This is a genomic window from Rhizobium sp. WYJ-E13, from assembly GCF_018987265.1.
Lineage (GTDB): Bacteria > Pseudomonadota > Alphaproteobacteria > Rhizobiales > Rhizobiaceae > Rhizobium.
Genome location: NZ_CP076853.1, coordinates 3,977,387 through 4,003,249, shown reverse-complemented (window position 1 = coordinate 4,003,249; position 25,863 = coordinate 3,977,387). Strand labels below are relative to the sequence as shown.

Genomic DNA, 25,863 nt, shown 5'->3' with positions numbered 1-25,863 from the left:
GCCTGATAAGGAACCACGTTGATTTCAAGGAGAAAGCCATATGGCCGAGACCGCAGCGCGCCGCACGGGCAGCGTTTCCCGCAAGACCAATGAGACGTCCATTTCCGTTTCCGTCAATCTCGACGGCACCGGCAAATCGACGATTTCGACGGGCGTCGGCTTCTTCGATCATATGCTGGATCAGCTTTCGCGACATTCGCTGATCGACATGGAAATCGAGGCCAAAGGTGATCTGCATATCGACGACCATCACACGGTCGAAGATACCGGTATCGCTATCGGCCAGGCGATCGCCAAGGCACTCGGCGATCGCCGCGGCATCACGCGTTACGCCTCGATCGACCTCGCCATGGACGAGACGATGACAAAGGCTGCCGTCGATCTCTCCGGCCGCCCCTTCCTCGTCTGGAACGTTTCCTTCAGCGCGCCGAAGATCGGCACTTTCGATACGGAACTGGTGCGCGAATTCTTCCAGGCGCTCGCCCAGAATGCCGGGATCACCCTGCATATTCTCAATCACTATGGTGCCAACAACCACCATATTGCAGAGACATGCTTCAAGGCCGTCGCCCGCGTTCTGCGCACGGCGACAGAGATCGATCCGCGACAGGCGGGCCGTGTTCCCTCGACCAAGGGCACACTCGCCTGAGCCCCAGCAGGGAGCGTCAGATGGCATCCAGCTACGTTTTTCTTGTTCCGCCTGATGATCAGCGCCAGGACACGCGCACGATCCGCGACGGTTTCTCGTGGCTTGCCTTCTTCTTTCCCTGGATCTGGCTGCTGGCGCATCGCCTCTGGCTCCATGCAATCATCGCCTTTGTGCTGCAGGCAATCAGCGGCGTACTGATGGAGCAACCGGGTTTTGGACCAGCGGGACTGGCACTTGCCTTTGCCGTGAACCTGTTCGTCGGGTTCGAGGGCCAGAATTTCCGCATCCGCAATCTCGCCTCCCGCGGCTGGCGCGAGGAGGCCGCTATCGGCGCTTCCTCGATCGATCTTGCGGAAGCGATCTATTTTTCCAACATCGAGACCGGCGCCAATTTAAAGGCGCCCGAATGGAACCAGGCTTCCGGCCCGCAGGCACAGCAGGGCAATTCCACTTCGCTCGGTCTCTTCGGTTTTGACGGAGGACGCAAATAATGCGCGTCGCAATTATCGACTACGGCTCTGGCAATCTGCGCTCAGCCACCAAGGCTTTCGAACGTGCGGCCCGCGAAGCCGGCATCGAGGCCGAAATCAATCTGACCGACAAGGCGGAGATCGTTGCCGCGGCCGACCGTATCGTGCTGCCGGGCGTCGGCGCCTATGCCGATTGCCGCCGCGGGCTCGATGCCGTGCCTGGTATGACGGAGGCCCTGCTCGAAGGCGTCGAGAAAAAGGCGCGTCCCTTCCTCGGCATCTGCGTCGGCATGCAGCTCATGTCCTCGCGCGGTCTTGAAAAAACGGTGACGCAAGGTTTCGGATGGATTGCAGGCGACGTCGTCGAGATGACACCTGCCGACCCCGAGCTGAAAATCCCGCAGATCGGCTGGAACACGCTCGACCTGAAACAGGAGCATCCGCTTTTCAACGGTATTCCGACCGGACCTGATGGCCTGCATGCTTATTTCGTACACTCCTACCATCTCGCTGCCGAGAAAGCCTCTGACGTGATCGCCACCACCGATTATGGTGGGCCGATGACGGCCTTCGTCGGCCGGGATAATATGGCTGGTTCGCAATTCCACCCGGAAAAGAGCCAGAAGCTCGGACTGGCGCTGATTGCGAATTTCCTGCGCTGGGCGCCCTGAGGGCTGGCTTTTAATATGCGCGCCTTATTTCCCTAGTAAGGGAAGGCAGATACAGGAGCGCGCTCGATGCCGGCTTCACAAAAGACAGGAAAGATATTTTACAGGCTGCGGCCTGCCAGAGAGGGCCAGCCGCCGTTCCTCGATATCAGACTGCCCGGCGGGACGATCATCCGCCAGGTCGACGAAGCTCTGCATCGCAAAGCGCTCTCCAACGCTGCCAAAACGCTTAAAGAAAGGCTCGACCGCTGATGCAGGAGACCTTTCCGGGAAAAGAGAATTCTAGGCTGAGATCGGACGAGATAAGCGCCGGCGATTTCGCCGAAGCCGTGCTGGAATTCTATATCGAAGGCGAGGATGACCTGATCGGTCTGCTCGCTTATGCGCTCTATGAGCGCCAGAAGCGTGATTTCATCGTCAGCTATCGCAAGCGCAACGCCGGCCGTTCGCCCATTGAGGCGGAAATCGCGGCGGTGACGAGCAATTATCTTTCGTCCGATCTGCGCAACACGTTGCGCGACCGTGCGTCGCAGATCCTTTCAAGCTATGCCGAGACCTATGTCGAGGCCATGGAGCCGCAGATCCAGCTCGTTGCCACCAACAGCGAGGCGTTGCGGCAGGTGCGCGATATCGAAAATTCCGTGAAAAAGCGTACCGGCTTCTGGCGCCAGGTGGGGGTCGGCTTCACCGTGGCACTGCTGCTGATCGTCCTTTTCGCCGCTCTCACCATTGCCGCTGTCTTTTTTCGTTCGGATATCGTAGATGCGTGGAATGCACTGATAGTGCCCATGATGCTACGGACTTGAGACGAATGATCCTTTTTCCCGCGATCGACCTGAAGGGCGGACAATGCGTTCGCCTGAAGCTCGGCGACATGCAACAGGCGACGGTCTACAACACCGATCCGGCCGCCCAGGCGAAATCCTTCGAAGAGCAGGGTTTCGAATGGCTGCATGTGGTCGATCTCGACGGCGCCTTTGCGGGACATTCGGCCAATGGCGATGCCGTCGAGGCGATCCTGAAGGCAACGAAAAACCCGGTTCAGCTCGGCGGCGGCATCCGAACGCTCGCTCATATCGAAAACTGGCTTTCGCGCGGTCTGCGCCGCGTCATCCTCGGCACCGTTGCCGTGCGAGATCCAGCGCTCGTCATCGAAGCCTGCAAGACATTTCCGGGCCGCGTCGCCGTCGGCATCGATGCCAAGGGCGGCAAGGTCGCGGTCGAAGGCTGGGCGGAAGCATCCGAACTCGGCATCGTAGAACTCGCAAAGAAATTCGAAGGCGCCGGCGTTGCCGCAATCATCTATACGGATATCGACCGCGACGGCATCCTGGCGGGTATCAACTGGACCTCAACGCTGGAGCTGGCGGACGCTGTCTCCATCCCGGTCATCGCATCGGGTGGACTTGCCTCGATCGACGACATCAAACGCATGCTACAACCGGATGCCCGCAAGCTCGAAGGCGCCATCTCCGGACGGGCTCTTTATGATGGGCGGATCGATCCCAAGGAGGCGCTCGATCTCATCAAAGCAGCACGGGCGAAGGAGACTGTATAATGAGCCTGAAAGCCCGCATAATCCCCTGCCTCGACGTCAAGGACGGTCGTGTCGTCAAGGGCGTCAATTTCCTCAATCTGGTCGATGCCGGCGATCCTGTCGAAGCAGCCAAGGCCTATGATGCGGCCGGCGCCGACGAGCTCTGCTTCCTCGACATCACCGCCTCCTCTGACAATCGCGAGACAATCTTCGATGTCGTGGCACGCACGGCCGAGCAATGCTTCATGCCGCTTACCGTCGGCGGCGGCGTGCGGACCATTGCCGATATCCGCAAGCTGCTGCTGTGCGGTGCCGACAAGGTCTCTATCAATTCGGCTGCGGTCAACAATCCGGATTTTGTGGCCGAAGCGGCTGACAAGTTCGGCGACCAGTGCATCGTCGTATCGATCGATGCCAAGCGCCGCCTCACGCACAAAGTCGGCGGCGATAATTTCAGTGCCTGGGAAATCTATACGCATGGCGGCCGCAACGCGACCGGCATCGATGCGGTGGAATTCGCCCAGAAGATGGTTGCCCGCGGCGCCGGCGAGTTGCTCGTTACCTCCATGGACCGCGACGGCACGAAGATTGGCTACGATCTTGAGCTGACACGTGCGATTGCCGATTCCGTTCGCGTGCCGGTCATTGCTTCTGGCGGCGTCGGTGATCTCGACGATCTCGTGGCCGGCGTGAAGGAAGGCCATGCCAATGCGGTGCTTGCCGCATCAATCTTCCACTTCGGCACCTATTCCGTCGGCGAAGCGAAACACTATATGTCTGAGCGCGGCATCGCGATGCGCCTCGACTGAGTTTGGAAGCAGGACATGAGCGGATTTTCCCTTTCCGACCTCGAGCGAATCGTCGAAGAGCGGGCGAAGGCCTCTCCGGACGAATCCTGGACTGCCAAGCTGGTGGCCGGCGGACAGCAGAAAGCAGCCAAGAAACTCGGCGAGGAAGCGATCGAGGCTGTCATGGCCGCCGTCACCAACGACCGCGATAACCTCACATATGAAGCAGCCGACGTTCTCTATCACCTATTGGTCGTATTGAAGATTGCTGAAATACCGGTAGAGAATGTCATGACCGAACTTGCGCGGCGGACCGCGCAATCCGGCCTCAAGGAAAAGGCCAGCCGGCAGAGTTCATGAGTATCGCGACACAGATTATCGGGGTGGCGGAAAAGCTGGATCACTTCCAGACCGCTTCCTATTCCCCCTATCACTTCTTCACATCGGAACAGTGGGCAAAGTTTCGTGCCGACACGCCGATGACGCTGACGGCCGATGAGGTCAAACGGCTCCGCTCCATGGGCGACCCGATCGATCTCGATGAAGTCCGGCGCATCTATCTGTCGCTGTCGCGGCTGCTTTCGGCACATGTGGAATCCTCGCAGCTGCTGTTCGAGCAGCGCAACCGCTTCCTCAGCCTGTCGGATGTGGCGAAGACGCCGTTCGTGATCGGTATTGCCGGTTCTGTCGCTGTCGGTAAATCCACGACGGCACGTATCTTGAAGGAGCTGCTCGGCCGCTGGCCTTCCAGCCCCAAGGTCGATCTCGTCACCACGGACGGCTTCCTCTATCCCAATGCCGTGCTGAAACGCGAGAACCTGATGCAGCGCAAGGGTTTTCCGGAAAGCTACGATACGGGCGCGATCCTGCGTTTCCTCTCGGCGATCAAGGCCGGCTTGCCGGACGTGAAGGCGCCCTCCTACTCGCACCTCGTCTATGACGTGCTGCCGGACGAATACAAGATCGTCGACCGGCCCGATATCCTCATCTTCGAGGGCATCAATGTCCTGCAGTCACGTGACCTGCCGGCCGACGGCAAGATCGTGCCGATGGTGTCCGACTTCTTCGACTTCTCGATCTATATCGACGCTGAGGAAACGCAGATCCACAACTGGTATGTGACGCGCTTCATGCGGCTCAGGGAGACGGCCTTCCGAGATCCGAATTCCTACTTCCATCGCTATGCATCGATCAATGATGAAAAAGCGGTTGCGATCGCTGAAGACCTCTGGGCGAATATCAACCTCAAGAATTTGCGCCAGAACATCCTGCCGACGCGGCCGCGCGCCGATCTCATCCTGCGCAAGGGCAAAGATCATCTGATCGAACAGGTGGCGCTGCGCAAGCTTTGAGCAACGCAATTCCTGACGAAACCCTTGTTGGAATTGCTTCTACGGATTGACCCGGCGGAGCGTCAGATTGATGCGGCCGCCGTTCTTCAAAAGGGTCGAGGTGCCCGGGTAGATGCGGTCGACGCCGTGGAAGCAGAGCCGCCCTTCCCCGCCGAGAATGACGACATCGCCGCTCGACAGCTTGAGGGACATAGTCTTGTCGTTGCGGTTCACGCCACCCGCGCGAAACAGGCAGGTATTGCCGAGCGAAATCGAGACGACCGGCGCTTTCAGGTCGTTCTCATCCTTGTCCTGATGCAACCCCATGCGCGCCTCATCCGAATAGAAATTGACGAGGCAGGCTTCAGGCGTCTTATCGTAGCCCGAAACGTCGCCCCAGATCTCCAGCAACTCCGACGGGAGTGCCGGCCACGGCCTGCCGGTCACCGGGTGCATCGGCTGATAGCGATAGCCGCGCGCCTTGTCCGTCACCCAGCCGAGCGAGCCGCAATTGGTCATGCGCACCGACATCGGCTTGCCGGTGCCAGGCATGATCGGCACGTAGAGCGGCGCCTCGGCGACAATATTCCTCATGATATCGACCAGCGCTTCCTGGCGAGCGCAATCCAGATAGTCTGGCAGATGGCGGATGCCGCTTAGTAGCTCTGGCATGTCATTCTCCACGGCCCGGTCGGCCGCGCATCTTCTTGACTTCCGAGCGGCCGGATTTTTCCTTCAGGCGTCGCTCGATCGAGCCCTTCGTCGGCTTGGTCTTCTTGCGCGGCGGCGGTGGCGGCTTGGCGGCCTCAATGATCAATTCCTTCAGCCGCTCGCGTGCGTCCTCGCGATTACGGTCCTGACTGCGAAAGCGGCTTGCCTCGATCATCAGCACACCGTCCTTCGACATGCGCCTGCCGGCAAGCTTGATCGCATTGGTTTTGACCCTCTCGTTGAGCGAGGGGGAATTGGGAATATTGAAGAAGAGCTGGACGGCGGTCGAGACCTTGTTGACGTTCTGACCGCCAGGACCACCCGCCAGAACGAACTGTTCCGTCAGCTCCCATCCGGCGATGGTAATCCTGTCGTCGATATAAAGAGCGTCGCTGGCCATGCAGCCTTCTAGCGCATAATGGCCGCGAATTGAAAGCAGTGGAAACCCGGCGCTTGGGAACGCCGGGTTTCACGTGAATCTCCAGAAGTTTGCCGGCGGCTTATTCGGCAGCGACCTTGATGCCGGGGGCTGCGTCGCGCACACCGCCGTCGACATGGTCCTCGAACTTGGCGAAGTTGGCGATGAACATGGACACAAGCTTCTCGGCCTGCGCGTCATAGGCCTGCTTGTCGGCCCAGGTCGAGCGTGGGTCGAGGATGCTGGTATCGACGCCTTCGACTGCGACCGGAACGGCAAAGCCGAAATTCGGATCGGCGCGGAGTTCAGCCTTGGCGAGTTCGCCCGAAAGGGCGGCGGTCAGCAAAGTACGGGTCGCCTTGATCGGCATGCGCTTGCCGATGCCGTAAGCACCGCCGGTCCAGCCGGTGTTGACCAGCCAGCATTCCACGCCGTGGCGGCCGATCAGCTCCTTCAGGAGATTTCCGTATTCGGCGGGATGACGCGGCATGAAGGGGGCGCCGAAGCAGGTCGAGAAGGTCGCTTCCGGCTCCGTGACACCCTTTTCCGTACCTGCCACCTTGGCGGTGTAGCCGGAGAGGAAGTGGTACATGGCCTGCTCTGGCGTCAGCTTGGCGATCGGCGGCATGACGCCAAAAGCGTCGGCCGTCAGCATGATGATCGTCTTTGGATGAGGCGCAAGGCCGGTTTCAGATGCATTCGGAATGAAGTCCATCGGGTAGGCGCAGCGCGTGTTTTCCGTCAGCGACGCATCGTCGAAATCCGGCTCTCGGTTTTCGTTGAGAACGACGTTTTCAAGCACCGTACCGAAACGCTGTGTCGTGGCATAGATTTCCGGTTCGGCCTCTGCCGAGAGGCGAATGGTCTTGGCGTAGCAGCCGCCTTCGAAATTGAAGATGCCGTTTTCGCTCCAGCCGTGTTCGTCATCGCCGATCAAGGTGCGTGCCGGGTCAGCCGAAAGCGTCGTCTTGCCCGTACCGGACAGACCGAAGAAGACCGCAGCATCACCCGCAGGGCCGACATTGGCCGAGCAGTGCATCGGCATGACACCCTTTTCGGGCAGCAGGTAGTTCAGCACTGTGAAGACCGACTTCTTCATCTCGCCGGCATAGGAGGTGCCGGCAATCAGAACGATGCCGTTGGTGAGATCGCAGGCAATCACCGTTTCGGTGCGGCAGCCGTAACGCTCCGGATCGGCCTTGAAGCTCGGCAGGTCGATGATCGTCAACTTCGGCGCAAAGCTCGCGAGCGCGTCTGCCTTCGGACGGATCAGCAGGTTGCGGATGAAGAGCGAATGCCAGGCGAATTCGGTCACAACGCGGGTCGGGAGTGCCTGACCGGCGTCGGCACCGCCGATCAGGTCCTGCACGAAGAGATCCCTGCCCGCGGCATGGGCCAGCATATCCTTGTGCAGCAGGGCAAAATGCTCCGGCGACATCGGCTTGTTGTTATCCCACCAGATCTGGTCATCCGTATTCTCATCGCGGACGACGAACTTGTCGCGCGGCGAACGGCCCGTGTGCTGGCCGGTCGTGGCACGAAGAGCGCCCTGGGCTGTCAGTTCGGCCTCTCCCCGGCGAATCGCTTCCTCGTAAAGAAGAGCGGCAGAGAGGTTGTAGCGGACGCTCCGTACGTCGCCGAAACCGATCGTCGCCAGCTCGATTGCCTGGTTATGAACTCCGAACGTCTCCATAGCTTTTCCCTTCGCTGAGGCGCCTTGGCCGTTAAAATATAAGCGAAAGTAAAAGGAGAAATTTTAAATGGCAATAGGCTAGAACTTGGAAAATATAATAATATCAAATAATTAATCGATTTAAATTCCGAGAATCTATTTTAAATCGTTTGAAGACCTCCTGTTGAAACAACTTGTCGCACCACTTGCGATTGCGGCTCATGAGGACTGGCAATCTACCCCTTTATCTTTGCCACAATTTGTTCCACCTTTATCCTCCATAAGCGCGACCGGTCACGAAGACCGCCTGGGGAGACGAAATCCGGGAGATTGCGCACTGATGACGGAGACGAACACCATGCCGACAATCGCGCTCGTTGACGACGACCGCAACATCCTCACTTCCGTGTCGATTGCACTGGAAGCCGAAGGATATAAGGTCGAAACCTATACGGACGGCGCCTCCGCGCTGGATGGCCTGCTCGCACGCCCGCCACACCTGGCAATCTTCGATATCAAGATGCCGCGTATGGACGGCATGGAGCTGCTTCGTCGTCTTCGCCAGAAGTCGGACATGCCAGTCATCTTCCTGACTTCCAAGGATGAAGAGATCGACGAGCTCTTCGGCCTGAAGATGGGCGCCGACGATTTCATCACCAAGCCCTTCTCCCAGCGACTGCTGGTCGAACGCGTTCGCGCAGTGCTGCGCCGCGCTTCGAGCCGTGAGGCCGCCGCTACCGGCGGCGTTGCCACCGTCGGTACGCCAAAGGCAGGTGCGGTGCAGCAGGCCCGTTCGCTCGAGCGCGGCCAGTTGGTCATGGACCAGGAGCGCCATACCTGCACCTGGAAGGGTGAAGCCGTCACCCTCACCGTCACTGAATTCCTGATCCTGCATTCGCTGGCCCAGCGCCCGGGTGTGGTGAAAAGCCGCGACGCCCTCATGGATGCCGCCTATGACGAACAGGTGTATGTTGACGACCGCACCATCGACAGCCACATCAAGCGGCTGCGGAAGAAGTTCAAGATGGTCGATACAGACTTTGATATGATTGAAACGCTTTACGGTGTGGGTTACCGCTTCCGCGAAGCAGCCTGACGCTTCAAAGCGCAGGGAGAGACGAATGAGGGCGGCGGGCCGGCCAAGCTGGCCCTGCCCTCCGAAAGGGCCGTTATTGGCACAGTTGGTGCAGGAAAGGGATCTGGATGATGCGGAGGGCGTGAGCACCCGACGCGTCAGGGGTCGGCGTTGGTCGCATCCCTTCACCCTGATCCGCCGTATCTTCGGCAATGCTGTCTTTTCGAGCCTGACGCGCCGCATCGTCTTCTTTAACCTTGCGGCCCTGCTCGTCCTCGTCGGCGGTATTCTCTACCTCAACCAGTTCCGAGAAGGCCTGATCGACGCGCGCGTCGAGAGCCTGCTGACCCAGGGCGAAATCATCGCCGGCGCGGTTTCGGCTTCGGCTTCCGTCGATACGAACTCGATCACCATCGATCCGCAGAAGCTGCTGGAACTGCAGGCCGGCCAGAGTATCACACCGGTGCCGAACGACGAGGATCTCGAATTCCCGATCGATCCGGAAAAGGTGGCGCCGGTTCTTCGACGGCTGATTTCTCCGACCCGCACCCGCGCCCGCATTTTTGATGCCGACGCCAATCTGCTGCTCGATTCCCGCCATCTCTATTCTCGTGGCCAGGTGCTGCGCTTCGACCTGCCGCCAGTGGAGGAAGAAAAGCAGACCTGGAGCGAATGGTTTACGGCCCTCTTCAATAAGGCGCTGCAGCCGGGCAATCTTCCTGTCTACAAGGAAGCACCAGGTGGTGATGGTTCTATCTATCCCGAGGTGATGAACGCGCTGACGGGTGTACGCGGCGCAGTCGTGCGCACGACGGAAAAGGGCGAGCTCATCGTTTCGGTTGCCGTACCGATCCAGCGTTTCCGGGCCGTGCTCGGTGTGTTGCTGCTGTCGACGCAGGCCGGCGATATCGACAATATCGTGCATGCCGAGCGTCTCGCCATCATGCGTGTCTTCGGCGTTGCAACGCTCGTCAACGTGCTGATGGCGCTCGTGCTGTCCTCGACGATCGCCAATCCGCTGCGCCGGCTTTCGGCGGCGGCCATCCGGGTGCGCCGCGGCGCCAAGGAACGTGAAGAAATTCCAGATTTTTCGGCGCGTCAGGACGAAATCGGCAACCTTTCCATTGCGCTGCGCGAAATGACGACGGCCCTCTACGACCGGATCGATGCGATCGAGAGCTTTGCAGCCGATGTCAGCCATGAGCTGAAGAACCCGCTTACCTCGCTGCGCAGTGCCGTCGAAACACTGCCGCTCGCCAAATCCGACGATTCCAAGAAGCGGCTGATGGATGTCATCCAGCACGATGTCCGCCGCCTCGATCGGCTGATCAGCGATATCTCGGATGCATCGCGTCTCGATGCCGAGCTTGCGCGCGTCGATGCAGGTTCTGTCGATCTGGAAGTATTTCTGCGCGATCTCATCGACGTGTCGCGCCAGATCCGCAGCACCAAGAAGAAGGTCGACATAGACTATGCCGTGGATCGCAAGCCGAACGTCAAGACGCGCTTTGTCGTTAAAGGGCATGACCTGCGTATCGGCCAGATCATCACCAACCTGATTGAAAATGCCCGCTCCTTTGTGCCGGAACAGGACGGCAAGATCACGGTGCGTCTGGTCCGTACCCGCTCCCGTTGCGTGGTCTATATCGAAGACAACGGTCCGGGGATCCAGGCCGAGAATATCGACCGCATCTTCGAACGCTTTTATACCGACCGACCGGAATCCGAAGGTTTCGGCCAGAATTCCGGCCTCGGGCTTTCCATCAGCCGGCAGATCGCCGAGGCGCATGGCGGTTCATTGCGGGCCGAAAACATCGTCGACGACGAGAGTGGTAAATTGCTTGGTGCCCGCTTCATCCTTGCCCTCCCGGCCGATACCGCGGCATGATCAACATCCACGCCACCGCAATCGTCATTGGAAAGACCGGCCTGCTGTTCACCGGCCCTTCGGGCTGGGGCAAGTCGATGACCGCTTTTACCTGCATGGCGGAGGCGCGGCGGCAGGGGATATTCTCTGTCCTCGTGGCCGATGATCAGGTGCTTCTTTCGAAACAGGACGGAGCAATCACTGCCGCCTGTCCGCCAGCCATTGCCGGGCTTATCGAACTGCGCGGCACGGGCATCGTGAAGCACGATCATATTGCCCAGGCGGCGATGCATTTTGTAGTCCTGCCAGGCAGCGCCAGCGGCGAGAACCGGCTTCCTGCGGAAGGAGAAACCGCCGTTCTTGCCGAGGGTTTCGAGTTGCCTGCACTGCGATTGTTGCCCAACCTCCCCCTGCCCCTTGCAGTGTTGACGGCAAAAGCGCCGGAAATCGGAAGTTGAGGCCTTCCGGACGGCCTGATACGGCTTATATATTTATATTTTTATCTTGCACTTCGGCTTTTGATCGCCAAGATGTGCCCCCACCGGTGGACGTAATTGCTGCGTTGCGATATTGGGGCCACGGTTTGCGTATGCCATGGGAGCAGTAATATCATGATCGGACTTGTGCTTGTCACTCATGGCAAGCTGGCTGAAGAGTTTCGTCATGCCGTAGAGCACGTCGTCGGTCCTCAGAAATTCATCGAAACGGTCTGCATCGGACCGGAAGACGATATGGACCAGAGACGACAGGACATTCTCGAAGCCGTTTCCGGCGCAGACGACGGCCATGGCGTCGTCATTCTCACCGACATGTTCGGCGGTACACCTTCCAACCTCGCAATCTCGGTCATGAGCAGCGGCCATACCGAAGTCATCGCCGGCGTCAACCTGCCGATGTTGATCAAGCTCGCCGGCGTGCGCGGCGAGAACAATATGGAAAAGGCGCTTGCCGAGGCTTCCGAGGCCGGCCGCAAATACATCAACGTTGCGAGCCGGGTCCTGAGCGGAAAGTAAGAAACCTCCATGACACCGCTTTCCCGGGAACTCCTGATCATCAACAAGCGTGGCCTGCACGCGCGCGCTTCGGCAAAATTCGTCCAGACTGTCGATGCCTTCGATGCAACGATCACCGTTTCCAAGGACGGCATGACGGTCGGCGGCACCTCGATCATGGGTCTGATGATGCTTGCGGCGAGCCCCGGCTCCAGCGTCGTCGTCTCGGCGACCGGCAACCAGGCGGCTGAAGCGCTGAATGCCCTCGACGAGCTCATCCAGAACAAGTTCGGCGAAGAGATCTGATCTCCAGCGCCATATAAAGATATAAAGACTTCTTTATATCCCCGTTGCCTTCCCGAACGAAGCCTGCTAAACGGCGAGCATGATGTGCATTCCGCACGCGTTCAATCCGTTGCGGTCATCGTCGCGTCCTTGCGATGGTTTTGAGACGTTTCAGCCTGGAGAGCCCTAATGAGCATTGAAAAAGATTATGTCGTCGCCGATATCGGCCTTGCAGATTTCGGACGCAAGGAAATCACCATCGCTGAAACCGAAATGCCCGGCCTCATGTCCTGCCGCGCCGAATTCGGTGAATCGAAACCACTGAAGGGCGCACGCATCACCGGCTCGCTGCACATGACGATCCAGACCGCCGTTCTCATCGAGACTCTGGTTGCCCTCGGCGCCGAAGTCCGCTGGGCTTCGTGCAATATCTTCTCGACGCAGGACCATGCCGCAGCAGCAATCGCCGCTTCCGGCGTTCCGGTCTTCGCGATCAAGGGAGAGTCGCTTGAAGATTACTGGGTTTACACCGACAAGATCTTCCAGTGGGCCGATGGCGGCCTCTCCAACATGATCCTCGATGATGGCGGCGACGCCACCATGTATATCCTGCTTGGCGCCCGCGCCGAGGCCGGTGAGGACGTTCTCTCCAACCCGCATTCTGAAGAAGAAGAGATCCTCTTCGCGCAGATCAAGAAGCGCCTCGCCGCTTCCCCGGGCTGGTTTACCAAGCAGCGCGATGCCATCAAGGGCGTGACCGAAGAAACCACGACGGGCGTCAACCGCCTCTATCAGCTGAGCCAGAAGGGCCTGCTGCCGTTCCCGGCCATCAACGTCAACGACTCCGTCACCAAGTCGAAGTTCGACAACAAGTATGGCTGCAAGGAATCGCTGGTCGACGGTATCCGCCGCGGCACCGACGTGATGATGGCCGGCAAGGTTGCCGTCGTCTGCGGTTACGGCGATGTCGGCAAGGGTTCTGCCGCTTCGCTCTCCGGTGCCGGCGCCCGCGTCAAGGTTACGGAAGCCGATCCGATCTGCGCCCTGCAGGCTGCCATGGACGGTTATGAAGTCGTTCTGCTCGAGGACGTCGTTTCCTCGGCCGATATCTTTATCACCACGACCGGAAACAAGGATGTCATCCGTATCGACCACATGCGTCAGATGAAGGATATGGCGATCGTCGGCAATATCGGCCACTTCGACAACGAAATCGAAGTTGCAGCACTTCGTAACCTCAAATGGACGAACGTCAAGCCGCAGGTCGACCTGATCGAGTTCCCGAAGGGCAATCGCATCATCCTTCTTTCTGAAGGCCGCCTGCTGAACCTCGGCAATGCGACGGGCCATCCGTCATTCGTCATGTCGGCTTCCTTTACCAACCAGACGCTGGCGCAGATCGAGCTCTTCACCAAGCCCGGCCAATATGAAAGCAAGGTCTACATCCTGCCGAAGCACTTGGATGAGAAGGTTGCGCGCCTACATCTCGACAAGCTCGGCGTGAAGCTCACCCAGCTCAGCGAAGAGCAGGCTGCCTATATCGGCGTGAAGCCGCAGGGTCCTTTCAAGTCGGACCACTACAGGTACTGATCAAGTCTTAGATATCCACAAGATGTGGTGGCCCCGGCATTGACAAATGCCGGGGCTTATTTTTTGGGCGCTCTCTTTCCGACGATTCCCTTCCGAAGTATTATTTTAAGACTTGATTCGTGGCTCGGAGTTCTTCGTTTTCCACGAAAATGGGATGTCTTGTCGTGATGCGGCACATTAAAGGACGGAGACATACCGCCGATGTCGAAAATGAAACACAGCCTGCTCGGTCAGGCGGAGGATAGCGCTTATGCTGCTGACCGCCCGCTTCCGGCAGGCCAAAAATATGGGTTTGCCGCGGTCTTCTTGACTGCAAGGCAAAAAAACTGGTCTTTGGCACGTATTGCAAAGCTGTGCGCTGTGAGCACCGCGATCTTCGTCCCGGCTTGGCCGGTTCTGGCGCAAGCAGAGCCCGTCATCGGCGGGTCGGCGCATCTTTTCACCTCCTCGCAGGTTGTCGGCCTTTCCGTCGTCATTGGCGTGATTTCGGCTGCCCTGCTTTCGACGCTCTGGCTGGTGCGCCAGCGTGGAAATCTCGAAAATGAGAGCCGCGAGATTCGCTCGGCGCTTTCGGATGCGCAGCAGCGCATTTCCCAATATCAGGCGCTTATTGCCGACAAGAACCGGCGTATCGTCATCTGGGACGGCGTCGCTCGGCCTGAACTCCTCGGTCAGCTTCCACCGGAAACCGGCGCGCCGCAGGACAATGAATTCCTTGCCTTTGGTCTCTGGCTGAAGGCACGCTCGGCTTCCGAACTGGAACGGGCGATCGGGCGGCTGCGTGAGCAGGCCGAAAGCTTCGACATGGTGGTCGAAACAATCCGGGACGAAGTGCTTGAGGCCCAGGGCCGCGTTTCCGGGGGCCGCGCCTTCGTTCGCTTCGTGGCGCTCAACAATCTGCGCGCTGAACTCGCCGAACTGAAGATCGAGCGCGATCGGTTGATGACGTCGATTTCCGCCTTCCAGACCATGCTCGATGCGATCGACATGCCGGCCTGGCAGCGCGATACCGCCGGCCGCCTGACCTGGGTCAACCATGCCTATGGCGATGCCGTCGAAGCGCAATCACCCCAACAGGCCGTTAATGAAGGCCGCGAAATCCTGACAACCGTTGCCCGTGAGCGGATCCGCGCCACGGCAATGCCGGAATCGCCTTTCCATGACACGATTTCGACCGTCGTGCGTGGCAACCGCACGTTCTTCGACGTGGTTGACGTCAAGGTCCCGAGTGGCTCTGCCGGCATTGCCGTCGACGTCTCCGATGTCGAAGCGGTTCGCGCCGAGTTGGAACGCACACTGAAAAGCCATGCGGAGACGCTCGACCATTTGGCGACGCCCGTTGCCATCTTCGGCGGCGACCGCCGACTGCAGTTCTACAATCAGGCCTTCGTCGCACTCTGGGAACTCGATATCGCGTTCCTTGAGAGCAAGCCCGACAATAGCGAACTCCTGGAGCGCCTGCGCGCCGCCAAGAAACTGCCCGACCAGTTGAACTGGAAATCGTGGAAGGAAACAGCGCTTTCCGTCTATCGTTCGCTCGATACGCAATCTGACCTCTGGCACCTGCCGAACGGGCAGACGCTGCGCGTCTTCGCCACGGCGCATCCGCAGGGCGGCGCGACCTGGGTCTTCGAGAACCTTACGGAGCAGGTCGATCTCGAAACGCGCTACAACACGCTGGTGAAGGTTCAGGGCGAAACGATCGATCATCTGTCGGAAGGTGTTGCGGTCTTCGGACCTGACGGCCGTATTCGCCTCTCCAACCCAGCCTTCCGGGCTCTTTGGGGCGTTACCGAGGCGGAAGCCAAGCCCGGCACGCATATTCGTGCGATCGGCGAGGCCTGTGCGCCGTCCTATGACCAGCCCGACGGCTGGAAGACCTTTGCCGAGCTGATCACCAGCTTCGATGATGAGCGCCGTTCCAGTCAGGGAACGCTCGAACTGCTGTCCGGCCTCGTTCTCGACTTCGCGGTCATCCCGCTGCCGAACGCGCAGACCATGCTGACCTTTGTCAACATGACCGACAACGTTCGCGCCGAACGCGCACTGACGGAAAAGAATGAGGCGCTGCGCAAGGCAGACGAGCTGAAGAATGACTTCGTGCAGCACGTCTCCTACGAACTGCGCTCGCCGCTGACGAATATCATCGGTTTCACCGATCTGTTGCGCACGCCGGGCGTCGGCCCGCTGAATGAACGGCAGGCGGAATATATCGACCATATCGCCACCTCGTCGTCGGTACTGCTGACGCTCGTCAATGACATCCTTGATCTCGCCACCGTCGATGCCGGCATCATGCGGCTCAACTATGCGGAAATCGATCTTGCCGATCTTCTGGACGACGTCTCCCTGCAGATCGCCGACCGGCTGCAGGAAAGTGGTGTTTCACTTGAAATCACCGCTCCGGCCTATCTCGGCTCGATCGTTGCCGACCCGCAGCGGCTGAAGCAGATCCTGCTGAAGCTTCTGGCCAATGCCGCCAACTTCTCGCCCGAGGGTACAACGATTGCGCTCGAATGCCGCCGGGAAGGCACGGATTTCGTCTTCTCTGTCAGGGATCGCGGCCCCGGCATTTCTCCCGAAATGGTGGCTACGGTCTTCGATCGCTTCGCGACCGGTGCCAAGAGCGGAAAGCGCAGCGGAGCGGGGCTTGGCCTTTCGATCGTCGACAGCTTCGTCAGCCTGCACAACGGCGAGGTCGGCATCGACAGCGAGCCGGGCAAGGGGACGACGGTGACCTGCCGCATCCCTTCCATCGACATGCCGCATTCCGTCGCCGCCGAATGACGCAAAGCGACGAAATCTCGCTTTTTCTGGAAAACGAGGCAGCGACCATCTGCCTCGGCAACGATTTGGCGCTGGCGCTGAAAGTGGGCGATTGCTTGGCATTATCAGGCGATCTCGGCGCCGGAAAATCCTCACTCGCACGCGCATTCCTGCGCGCGATGGCGGATGACGACGGGCTGGAAGTTCCAAGCCCCACTTTCACGCTGGTTCAATCCTACGAGCTGCGCATTCCGGTCTCGCATTTCGATCTCTACAGGCTCGGTGATCCCTCCGAGTTGACCGAACTCGGCTTCGACGAGGCGCTCGATAACGGCATCTGCATCGTCGAATGGCCCGAGATGGCAGAAAGTGAGTTGCCTGAAACACGCATCTCGCTGCGGCTTGAACACGAGGCTGCCGGCAGGCGGGTGACAATCACGGCACCGGAGAAAACCGCGGCACGTATCCGTCGCGTGCTGGCGATACGCAACTTCCTCGCCGCCGCCGGCTGTGGTGATGCCAAGCGGCGGTTCCTTGTTGGCGACGCGTCACTCCGCGCCTACGAATCGATCTATCCCGGGAAGGGCAATCGCAAGATCCTGATGGACTGGCCGCCGTTACCCGACGGTCCGCCGGTTCTGGACGGCAAGCCTTACCCCAAGGTCGCGCACCTTGCGGAAAACGCCTATCCGTTCGTAGCAATTGCCGGTGCGTTGCGGCAGCGGGGCTTTGCGACGCCGGAGATTTACAAGGTCGATTACGACCAAGGCATCCTGCTGATCGAGGATCTCGGCACTGAAGGCGTGCTCGATACCAGCGGGCGACCAATCGCCGAGCGCTACCGGCAAAGCGTCGCCTGCCTTGCCCATCTTCATTCCATGCAGATTCCACAGGATATCCCGGTTTCGCCCACGCATATCCATCATATTCCAGACTTCGATCGCACGGCGATGAAGATGGAAGTGCGGCTCGTGCTCGACTGGCATATCGCCTGGAAGCGCGGTACCCCGCCCACCGACGCAGAGCGCGAGGAATATCTCGCGATCTGGGACCATTTGATCGACGAACTGCAATCGGCAGAAACCAATCTCCTGCTGCGCGATTTCCATTCGCCGAACATCATCTGGCGCGGACACGAAAGCGGTATCCGCAAGATCGGCATCATCGACTTCCAGGATGCGATGATCGGGCCGACTGCCTATGATCTTGCTTCCATCGTTCAAGACGCCCGTGTCACCATCGAGCCGGATCTCTTCCGGCACCTGATGGACGATTATCTGTCATTGCGGCGCACTGAGCGTGGTTTCGACGAAGCCGGATTCTTGAAGGCATGGGCAATCATGTCAGCGCAACGCAACTGCAAACTCGTCGGACTCTGGGTACGGCTCTTGCAGCGAGACGGTAAACCCGGCTATCTGCAACATATGCCGCGCACGCTGTCCTATCTGAAGGTGGCGCTGGAACACGAGGCGCTTGCCCCCTTGCGCGAATGGTGCACAAGGACTGGAATAGTCCCAGTCGAATCATAAGACCGGATCAGCATGACCGTCAGACAAGCCATGGTGCTGGCCGCGGGGCTCGGAACCCGCATGCGCCCAATCACCGACACGATTCCGAAACCCCTGGTGAAAATCAGCGGAAAGCCGATGATCGACTATGCGCTGGATTCACTCGTTGATGCCGGCGTCGAACGCGCGGCCGTCAATGTTCATCATTTCGCCGATCAGATGGAAGACCATCTGAGACACTATCGCGGACTCGATATCCTCATTTCCGATGAGCGCGATGCGCTGATGAATTCCGGCGGCGGTCTGGCAAAAGGTCTCAAGCTGCTCGATCGGGAGACGGTCTTCGTCATGAATGCCGACCTTTTCTGGATCGGTGAACCCGCGGGGCAACCGAGCAATCTACGGCGCTTAGCCGGATTCTTCGATGCGGAGCGTATGGATATGGCGCTACTCTGCGTGCGTATCGAAGACACGACGGGTCACAACGGCAAGAACGATTTCAGCCTTGCTGCCGACGGACGGCTGACGCGCTATCGCGACGATCCCTCCAATCCAGTCGTCTATGCCGGCGCGATCGTCATGAACCCTGCGCTGCTCGACGATGCGCCTGAAGATGCCTTCAACCTCAATATCTATTTCGACAGGGCGATTGCCCGAGGCAGACTTTTCGGCATGCTGATGAACGGCCATTGGCTGACCGTTGGCACGCCTGATGCGATCGGCGAAGCAGAGGAAACGATCCGGCGGTTCCGGACGTTTGCGTGACGAATGGCGGAGCGGCACCAGCCACGCATTCTCACGATCCCGTCTGGCGTTCCCTTCCTGAAAACGCTGGCGGCATCGCTCTGCGATGGACGCCTGACGCCACTCTTCCGGCATGATCCTAGCGATCCGCTGTCTCTTGCCAAGGTGACGATCTATTTGCCGACACGGCGAGCCGTACGCGTGCTACGTTCGGAATTCGTCGATCTGCTTGGCGGCCGTTCGGCAATCCTGCCGGTCATTCGCCCGCTGGGAGAGACAGATGACGACAGCGGGTATTTTGACGAGGCGCTGCCCGCAACGATCGACCTTGCGCAGCCGCTTTCCAATACGGCACGGCTCCTGGAGCTGGCGCGGCTCATCCTTGCCTGGCGCAACAAGCTGCCCGAGATCGTCCGGCACATCCATTCGGAATCGCCCCTCGTCGCGCCCGCCAGCCCGGCGGACGCCATCTGGCTTGCCCGCAACCTGGCGGAACTGATCGATTCGATCGAGACCGAAGACCTCGCATGGTCTGAGCTCGCAAAGCTCGATACCGGTGACTATGCGGCCTGGTGGCAATTGACGGCCGAATTCCTACAGATCGCCAGCGCCTTCTGGCCGGATCGGCTTGTCGAGCTCGGCCGTTCCTCGCCGGCCCGCCATCGCAATGCCATTCTGCGCGCCGAGGCCGCCAGGCTTTCGACGATAAAGCCTGCCGGGCCGATCATCATTGCCGGTTCGACGGGTTCGCTTCCTGCCACCGCCGACCTCATCAGCGCCGTGGCCAGCCTGCCTGAAGGCGTTATCGTACTCCCTGGTCTCGATCTTTCCATGCCGGAGGAACACTGGCGTCTGGTTGCACCCGATCTCCTGCCGGGCCAGCGGGCCAATCCGGCGAGTCGCACACATCCGCAATACGGTCTTGCCATACTCTTGAAGCGCCTGAAGCTTACTCGCGGGGATGTGCAGCCGATCGCGGAATCCGAGGCCGCCCTGCGCTTCCGTGCCGAAATGCTCTCACGCGCGCTGACGCCATCCGAAGCGACAAGCGAATGGGGCGAATGGAAAAAAGACTTGCCCGAAGGAGCCGTCGCCGACGCGTTCGCGGATGTTTCGATGATCGAAGCCGCAAACGAACGTGAGGAGGCAACCGCAATCGCCGTTGCCTTGCGGCTTGCGCTCGAGCGGCCGGGCAGCGACGACGAAAGCCGGGCGGCGCTTATCACGCCCGACCGCAATCTTGCCCGCCGGGTCATGGCGGAGCTTTCCCGGTTCGGCATTCTCGCCGACGATTCGGCTGGTACGCCGCTTTCGGCGACGCCACAGGGAACGCTGCTGCAATTGCTGCTGGAGGCGAGTCTGCGTCCCGGCGATCCCGTTGCCATCGTCTCGCTGCTGAAACACCCGCTTGCCCGCTTCGGGCTGGAGCGCGACTTTCTGACTAGCTCGGTGGAAGCGCTGGAGCTTCTGGCGCTGCGCGGCGGCGTGGCGGAGGTGGATATAGGATCGCTCGAACCCTTGCTCGACCACCAGCTTGCGGAACAGGCGCTCGACAGGCATGCGCCGGTTTGGCGCAAATCGTTGCCGCCAGGGGCAATCGATATGGCCCGACAGCTTGCCCGGCAGGTGGGACGCGCCGTCGAGCCGCTCCTATCGGTGCTGGCGCGGCATCCCGGTAACGGCGGCCAGCCGAAAGGCATTACGCTCTCGCAATGGGCCGAACGAACGGGCCGTGCTCTGGAAGGCGTCGCTGCCGATGAACACGGCAATCTGGCCGGCCTCTGGTCCGGAGAGGCTGGCGATGCCCTTGCAAGCCTGCTTGGTGAGGTGATCGACACTGACGGCCAGATGGAGGCGGAGGGGCCGCAATGGATCGATATCATGCAGGCGCTGTCGGCCGGACATGCCGTCAAGCCTGGTGCGCTCAGTCACCCTCGCCTCTTCATCTTCGGTACGCTGGAAGCCCGTCTGCAGAATGTCGATACATTGATCCTCGGCAGTCTCAATGAAGGATCGTGGCCCGGCCAGACCGCCAACAACCCCTTCATCTCCCGCATGATGAAGACGGAAATCGGGCTGGAGCCGCCGGAACGGCGCATCGGCCAGCTGGCACATGACTTCGAGATGGCGAATGGCACACGCCACCTCATCTATTCACGCGCGCTGCGCCAGGGCTCGACGCCGACGGTCGCCTCCCGATGGCTGCAGAGGCTTCTGGCGCTCGGCGGAGAGCATTTTGAAGGGCAGTTGCGCGAGCGTGGCGCCCGTTTCGTTCACTGGGCGGGCCAGATCGATCAAGGCGACAGCCAGGCAGCGGCACAAAGACCTTCGCCCAGGCCGCCGCGGGAGCTGCAGCCCAAATCCTATTCCTTCAGTGAAGTCGGCCGGCTGCGTCGCGACCCCTATGCTATCTATGCGCGGCGTGTACTGCGACTCGATCCCATCGACGCCTTCAATCGCGATCCCGGCGCGGCAGAACGCGGCACGCTCTATCATAAGATCATCGACCGCTTTGTCCGCGAGGGTCATATAGCCGGGACACGAGAAGCGGCTACGGCGATGGAAGTCATTCTGACCGAGCTCTTCGATATGGAGAAGCTGCCGCCGCATATCGACGCCGTCTGGCGGCCACGCTTCCGCGAAGTCGCACGTGCCTTCATGAAGTGGGAGGCCGGACGACAGCCCGATATTCAGAAGAGGCTGACGGAAGTGAGAGGCGGAGTCGAACTCGACGGTATCGATATCCGGCTCACTGGCGTTGCGGATCGCATCGATATCAAAGGGCCTGCCAGTGCCGATATCATCGACTACAAGACCGGTTACAACCCCTCTCCGACGCAAGCCCGCGCATTGCTGGACCCGCAGCTTGCGCTCGAGGCAGCCGCGCTTCGCGCAGGTGCCTTCCGCGATGCAGGCAGCCTTGTACCCAACGATCTTCTCTATGTCCGCCTGCGGCCGGGCAGCCGCTTCCTAGTCGATAAGGTCAACAACGAGGAAGCGAGCAGCGACAAGGCGAAATCGGCGATGCAGCTCGCTGAGGAATCGATCGATCAACTCGTGAAATTCGTCACCCTGTTGCAGTCGGGCGAAAAGGGCTTTACCTCCCGGCTGATCCCCGCCCAGCAATTCGACTTCGGTGGCCATTACGACCATCTCGCCCGCGTTGCGGAATGGGCGACCGCCGATCCGGATGGAGGCGGCGATGATTGATCCGACCGCGCTTCCCGAGGGTGACGATCCCGGCACCTGGATCGGCTGGACGACGATCCAGCAGGCGATTGCCTCCGATCCCGCCCGCTCGGCCTGGGTATCGGCCAATGCCGGCTCCGGCAAGACACACGTCCTGACGCAGCGGGTCATCCGGCTGCTGCTTGCCGGCGCACGTCCGTCTGCGATCCTCTGCCTCACCTATACGAAGGCCGCCGCTTCCGAAATGTCGAACCGTGTTTTCGAGCGGTTGGCGGAATGGGCGATTTTCCCCGATGAAGAACTCTCCAAGCGCATCACCCAGATCGAAGGTCGTGAGCCGGATTCTCTGAAACTTGCAGAAGCTCGGCGCCTGTTCGCCAAAGCGCTGGAAACGCCAGGTGGGCTGAAGATCCAGACGATCCACGCTTTTTGCGAAGCGCTGCTGCACCAGTTTCCGCTGGAAGCAAACGTCGCCGGGCACTTCTCGGTTCTCGACGACCGAGCAGCCGCAACGCTGCTGGCCGATGCGCGCCGCTCGCTGCTGACGGCAACGGCTCCGGAGAATGACCGGGACCTCGCTGAGGCCTTCGCCTATGTGCTCAATCTCGGCGATGAATCCGGGCTTGAAAATTTGCTCGGCGAGATCGTTGCCAACCGCAACGCCATACGCCGCTTCATGACCGCAGCCGAACAGCACGGCGGCGCCGACATGTTGCTGCGAAAGAAGCTCGGGCTCTCACCCGATGATACGGAACAGAGACTGGCCGAACGATACTGGCCGCTTCCGGGGCTCTCGGGTACGGTGCTTGATCTCTACCTGTCGCTCGCAGCTGGCAAGGGCGGAGCGAAGGCGCAGGACGTCGCCGAAGGCCTGCGCAGCGCAGCGCGCGAATCCGACATCGCGATACGGGTGCAGATTCTGGAGAAGGTTTTTCTGACGTCAAAGGGTGAGCCGAAGACGGACGGGCAATTCTTCGTGAAGGCCATGCTTGCCGAGGCGCCACAGCTTGCCGATGCGATCGCCACGGCACGCGCTCATGTCGTCAATTGTCGGAACCGGCTGAAGATAATGCGGATGCATACGGCGACGCATGCCGCTCTCGTGCTCGCAGATCGCCTAAACGGGGATTACGAGGAGCTGAAAAAGCAGCGCAGCCATCTCGACTTCGAAGATCTGATTACCCGCACTGCCGATCTGCTCACCAAGAGCGGCGTCGGCCCGTGGATCCATTACAAGCTCGACCAGGGAATCGACCATATTCTCGTCGACGAAGCGCAGGATACCAGCCCCATTCAATGGAGCGTCATCCAGTCGCTGGCGGAGGATTTCTTCTCCGGCGAAAGTTCGCGGCCCGTGGTTCGCACGCTGTTTGCGGTGGGCGACGAAAAGCAGTCGATCTACTCCTTCCAGGGCGCACGGCCGGAGCGGTTTTCTGAAGAGAAGGAGCGGACGCAGCGCCGGGTGCTGAACAGCGGCCTTGACTTCTCGACGGTTCGTTTGCCGCTCTCCTTCCGTTCCACGTCTGACGTCCTGCTCGCTGTCGACCATATCTTCACCCCGCCGGACAATGCGCGAGGTCTCGGCATGGAGCCGGTCGTCCATCGGTCCAGCCGTATCGGCCATCCCGGCGCTGTCGATCTCTGGGAAATGGTCGTGCCTGATGTCATCGTGAGGGATGAAGACTGGACCGCTCCCTTCGACGCGACACCAGAAAGCGCCCCAGCGGCCATCCTGGCGCGGCGCATCGCCCATACGATCGGTACCCTCGTCGGCCACGAAACGATTATCGAAAAAGGCAAGGAACGCTTCATCGAGGCCGGTGATATCCTTGTTCTCGTCCGCAAACGCGACGCCTTCGTCAATGCGCTGACGCGCGAGCTCAAACGGCGCGGCGACATTCCCGTTGCCGGCGCGGACAGGCTTGTGCTGACCAGCCATATCGCCGTCCAGGATCTGATGGCACTTGGGCGTTTTCTTCTCTTGCCGGAAGACGATCTTTCGCTTGCTGCCGTTTTGAAGAGCCCGCTCTTCGATCTCTCGGAAGAGGATATTTTTGCGATCGCTGCGCTGCGTGACGACAATGAAAGTGTCTGGGACCATCTTCGCAAATACGCGGCCGACGGCAACGAGCGGCTTGGCGCGACCGTCGCAAGGCTAGAACTCTTTCTCGCCCAGTCGCGAAATCTCTCAGTCCATGATTTCTATGCCCGGGTTCTCGGCAGCCATGGCGGCCGGCGTCAGTTTTTGGCCCGGCTCGGCACCGAGGTCAGCGATATCCTAGACGAATTCCTCACTTTTGCGCTCGATCACGAGACGTCGGCGCTTCCGGGCCTGCAATCCTTCATCTCGACACTGGAGCTCGAGGCGCCTGAAGTGAAACGCGAGCAGGACAAGGGCCGAAACGAGGTGCGCATCATGACGGTGCATGCCTCCAAGGGTCTTGAAGCGCCGATCGTCTTTCTGGTGGACGGAGGTTCCAAGGCCTTCACTCACACGCATCTGCCAAAACTGCGGCTGATCGATACCGAACCTGGCGAGCCGCCGATACCGCTCTGGATTCCGGTCAGCGATCTCGGCAATTCGTTGACATCAAGCGATACGACCCGCATTCAGCTGCTTGCCGAGGAGGAATACCGGCGCCTGCTCTATGTCGCAATGACGCGCGCAGCCGATCGGCTGATCGTCTGCGGTTATCGCGGCGTACGGTTGAACAACGATACCTGGCATCTAATGATTTCCACCGCGCTCAGCGAAGAGCATCCGCATGTCCAGAAGGCGAGCTTTTCAGGCCCTGATGGGGAATGGGAAGGCGTCCGCTGGCGTGTGCCACAGGTCGAACGCAGCTTCGAGCGGATGGATCGCAGCCCGGAACAGGCAAGCGGCGAAACGGTCCCGCCGGACCTTTTCCGCCCTCTTCCGCCGCAGAAACAATTGCCGCGGCCCCTCAGTCCTTCCGGCGCTGGCACGATCATTGATGAGGAGGCCGATAATCTGCTGGTGACCTCACCGCTCTTCGGCGACCCTGAAAGCAGCGATCGCTCTCTGGAAAAGGGCCGCCTCATTCACCGGATGCTGCAGGCACTTCCTGATATTCCAGTGGAGGAGCGGGCTGAGGCGGCAAAACGTTATGCCGAACGCGCGGCGCGATTCTGGCCGACAGTCGAGCGGAGAGCTCTGGTCGATTCGGTCGTGAAACTTTTGGAAGATCAAAGGCTACGAGCCGTCTTCAACGTCCATGCGCAGGCCGAGATTTCGATCATGGGAACGTTGACGCTGGAGGGGCGGGAATATGCGGTTTCCGGCCGCATCGACCGGCTTGCCGTCCTGCCCGAAAGCGTCGTTATCATGGACTACAAGACAAATCGTGTGCCGCCGGTAAGCGACGAGGCCATCCCCTTCGCGCACAAGGCCCAGCTTGCGCTCTACCGGGAAATCCTGAAGCCGCTCTATCCTGCCAAGCGGATCGACTGCATGCTGGTATATACGGAAAATGCTACCATCCATATGCTCAGTGAGCAGGCTTTGGCTTCTGCACTTGCAGGACTCAACACAAAGTGAAATATCGGACATTGAAATTCCGGCACCGCACCCTCACATCTTGT

General features: G+C 60.0%; 23 protein-coding genes. 20 read left to right on the top strand and 3 right to left on the bottom strand.

Translation table 11 applies throughout. From position 1 onward, the window contains the following. Window positions 1–40 precede the first annotated feature (40 nt). The 9 genes from hisB (at window position 41) to coaA (ending at window position 5,464) form a co-directional block, all read left to right on the top strand. Window positions 41–649, top strand: coding sequence for an imidazoleglycerol-phosphate dehydratase HisB (gene hisB, locus KQ933_RS19805; protein WP_216756431.1), 609 nt, complete (start codon window positions 41–43; stop codon window positions 647–649). A gap of 20 nt (window positions 650–669) precedes the next feature. Further along, window positions 670–1,140 carry a DUF2628 domain-containing protein gene (locus tag KQ933_RS19800; RefSeq protein ID WP_216756430.1) on the top strand — a complete coding sequence of 157 codons (471 nt, stop codon included), beginning with the start codon at window positions 670–672 and terminating at the stop codon, window positions 1,138–1,140. After that, window positions 1,140–1,790, top strand: a complete 651-nt coding sequence (gene hisH, locus KQ933_RS19795; protein ID WP_216756429.1) for an imidazole glycerol phosphate synthase subunit HisH — start codon at window positions 1,140–1,142, stop codon at window positions 1,788–1,790. The genes KQ933_RS19800 and hisH overlap by 1 nt, the downstream gene beginning before the upstream one ends. 66 nt (window positions 1,791–1,856) lie before the next feature. Then, the gene (locus tag KQ933_RS19790; RefSeq protein WP_216756428.1) at window positions 1,857–2,039 is read left to right on the top strand and encodes a hypothetical protein; all 183 of its coding nucleotides are present in this window, start codon (window positions 1,857–1,859) and stop codon (window positions 2,037–2,039) included. Beyond that, window positions 2,039–2,593, top strand: a complete 555-nt coding sequence (locus KQ933_RS19785) for a hypothetical protein (RefSeq protein ID WP_216756427.1) — start codon at window positions 2,039–2,041, stop codon at window positions 2,591–2,593. Before KQ933_RS19790 ends, KQ933_RS19785 begins: the two co-directional genes overlap by 1 nt. Window positions 2,594–2,598: 5 nt before the next feature. After that, entirely contained in the window at window positions 2,599–3,345 is a 747-nt protein-coding gene (gene hisA, locus KQ933_RS19780) for a 1-(5-phosphoribosyl)-5-[(5-phosphoribosylamino)methylideneamino]imidazole-4-carboxamide isomerase (RefSeq protein WP_216756426.1), read from the top strand. Continuing rightward, entirely contained in the window at window positions 3,345–4,133 is a 789-nt protein-coding gene (gene hisF, locus KQ933_RS19775) for an imidazole glycerol phosphate synthase subunit HisF (RefSeq protein WP_183734622.1), read from the top strand. Before hisA ends, hisF begins: the two co-directional genes overlap by 1 nt. 15 nt (window positions 4,134–4,148) lie before the next feature. Then, window positions 4,149–4,472 (top strand): phosphoribosyl-ATP diphosphatase, encoded by a 324-nt coding sequence (locus KQ933_RS19770; protein WP_183734621.1) that lies wholly within the window; start codon window positions 4,149–4,151, stop codon window positions 4,470–4,472. Then, the gene (coaA, locus tag KQ933_RS19765) at window positions 4,469–5,464 is read left to right on the top strand and encodes a type I pantothenate kinase (protein WP_216756425.1); all 996 of its coding nucleotides are present in this window, start codon (window positions 4,469–4,471) and stop codon (window positions 5,462–5,464) included. The genes KQ933_RS19770 and coaA overlap by 4 nt, the downstream gene beginning before the upstream one ends. A gap of 39 nt (window positions 5,465–5,503) precedes the next feature. On the opposite strand, the gene KQ933_RS19760 is transcribed toward coaA, so the two are convergent. The 3 genes from KQ933_RS19760 to KQ933_RS19750 all read right to left on the bottom strand — a co-directional run bounded on the left by KQ933_RS19760 (window position 5,504) and on the right by KQ933_RS19750 (window position 8,265). Further along, window positions 5,504–6,115, bottom strand: a complete 612-nt coding sequence (locus KQ933_RS19760; protein ID WP_216756424.1) for an alpha-ketoglutarate-dependent dioxygenase AlkB — start codon at window positions 6,113–6,115, stop codon at window positions 5,504–5,506. Between the two features lies 1 nt (window position 6,116). Then, on the bottom strand, window positions 6,117–6,554 hold the full coding sequence (gene arfB / locus KQ933_RS19755; RefSeq protein WP_216756423.1) for an alternative ribosome rescue aminoacyl-tRNA hydrolase ArfB: 438 nt from the start codon (window positions 6,552–6,554) through the stop codon (window positions 6,117–6,119). A 100-nt stretch (window positions 6,555–6,654) separates the two neighbouring features. Next, on the bottom strand, window positions 6,655–8,265 hold the full coding sequence (locus KQ933_RS19750) for a phosphoenolpyruvate carboxykinase (protein ID WP_216756422.1): 1,611 nt from the start codon (window positions 8,263–8,265) through the stop codon (window positions 6,655–6,657). Between the two features lie 337 nt (window positions 8,266–8,602). On the opposite strand from KQ933_RS19750, the gene KQ933_RS19745 reads away from it, so the two are divergent. From KQ933_RS19745 to addA, 11 genes are all read left to right on the top strand, one after another. Then, complete coding sequence (locus KQ933_RS19745) at window positions 8,603–9,340, top strand: response regulator transcription factor (RefSeq protein ID WP_210276856.1); 738 nt, start codon at window positions 8,603–8,605, stop codon at window positions 9,338–9,340. A gap of 76 nt (window positions 9,341–9,416) precedes the next feature. After that, window positions 9,417–11,207: a sensor histidine kinase gene (locus KQ933_RS19740; RefSeq protein ID WP_216756421.1), complete on the top strand. Its 1,791-nt coding sequence runs from the start codon at window positions 9,417–9,419 to the stop codon at window positions 11,205–11,207. Continuing rightward, window positions 11,204–11,644, top strand: coding sequence for an HPr kinase/phosphorylase (locus KQ933_RS19735; protein ID WP_216756420.1), 441 nt, complete (start codon window positions 11,204–11,206; stop codon window positions 11,642–11,644). Before KQ933_RS19740 ends, KQ933_RS19735 begins: the two co-directional genes overlap by 4 nt. A 153-nt stretch (window positions 11,645–11,797) precedes the next feature. After that, window positions 11,798–12,199, top strand: a complete 402-nt coding sequence (locus KQ933_RS19730) for a PTS sugar transporter subunit IIA (protein WP_007813746.1) — start codon at window positions 11,798–11,800, stop codon at window positions 12,197–12,199. 9 nt (window positions 12,200–12,208) lie between these two features. Further along, on the top strand, window positions 12,209–12,484 hold the full coding sequence (locus tag KQ933_RS19725; RefSeq protein ID WP_183734613.1) for an HPr family phosphocarrier protein: 276 nt from the start codon (window positions 12,209–12,211) through the stop codon (window positions 12,482–12,484). 168 nt (window positions 12,485–12,652) lie between these two features. Continuing rightward, window positions 12,653–14,053 (top strand): adenosylhomocysteinase, encoded by a 1,401-nt coding sequence (gene ahcY, locus KQ933_RS19720; RefSeq protein WP_216756419.1) that lies wholly within the window; start codon window positions 12,653–12,655, stop codon window positions 14,051–14,053. A gap of 201 nt (window positions 14,054–14,254) precedes the next feature. Further along, entirely contained in the window at window positions 14,255–16,840 is a 2,586-nt protein-coding gene (locus KQ933_RS19715; protein WP_216756418.1) for a PAS domain-containing sensor histidine kinase, read from the top strand. Further along, window positions 16,837–18,348, top strand: coding sequence for a tRNA (adenosine(37)-N6)-threonylcarbamoyltransferase complex ATPase subunit type 1 TsaE (gene tsaE / locus KQ933_RS19710; protein WP_216756417.1), 1,512 nt, complete (start codon window positions 16,837–16,839; stop codon window positions 18,346–18,348). Before KQ933_RS19715 ends, tsaE begins: the two co-directional genes overlap by 4 nt. 12 nt (window positions 18,349–18,360) lie before the next feature. Next, on the top strand, window positions 18,361–19,092 hold the full coding sequence (locus tag KQ933_RS19705; protein WP_216756416.1) for a nucleotidyltransferase family protein: 732 nt from the start codon (window positions 18,361–18,363) through the stop codon (window positions 19,090–19,092). A gap of 3 nt (window positions 19,093–19,095) precedes the next feature. Next, window positions 19,096–22,281 carry a double-strand break repair protein AddB gene (addB, locus tag KQ933_RS19700; RefSeq protein WP_216756415.1) on the top strand — a complete coding sequence of 1,062 codons (3,186 nt, stop codon included), beginning with the start codon at window positions 19,096–19,098 and terminating at the stop codon, window positions 22,279–22,281. Next, complete coding sequence (addA, locus tag KQ933_RS19695) at window positions 22,274–25,819, top strand: double-strand break repair helicase AddA (protein ID WP_216756414.1); 3,546 nt, start codon at window positions 22,274–22,276, stop codon at window positions 25,817–25,819. Before addB ends, addA begins: the two co-directional genes overlap by 8 nt. Window positions 25,820–25,863: the final 44 nt, after the last annotated feature.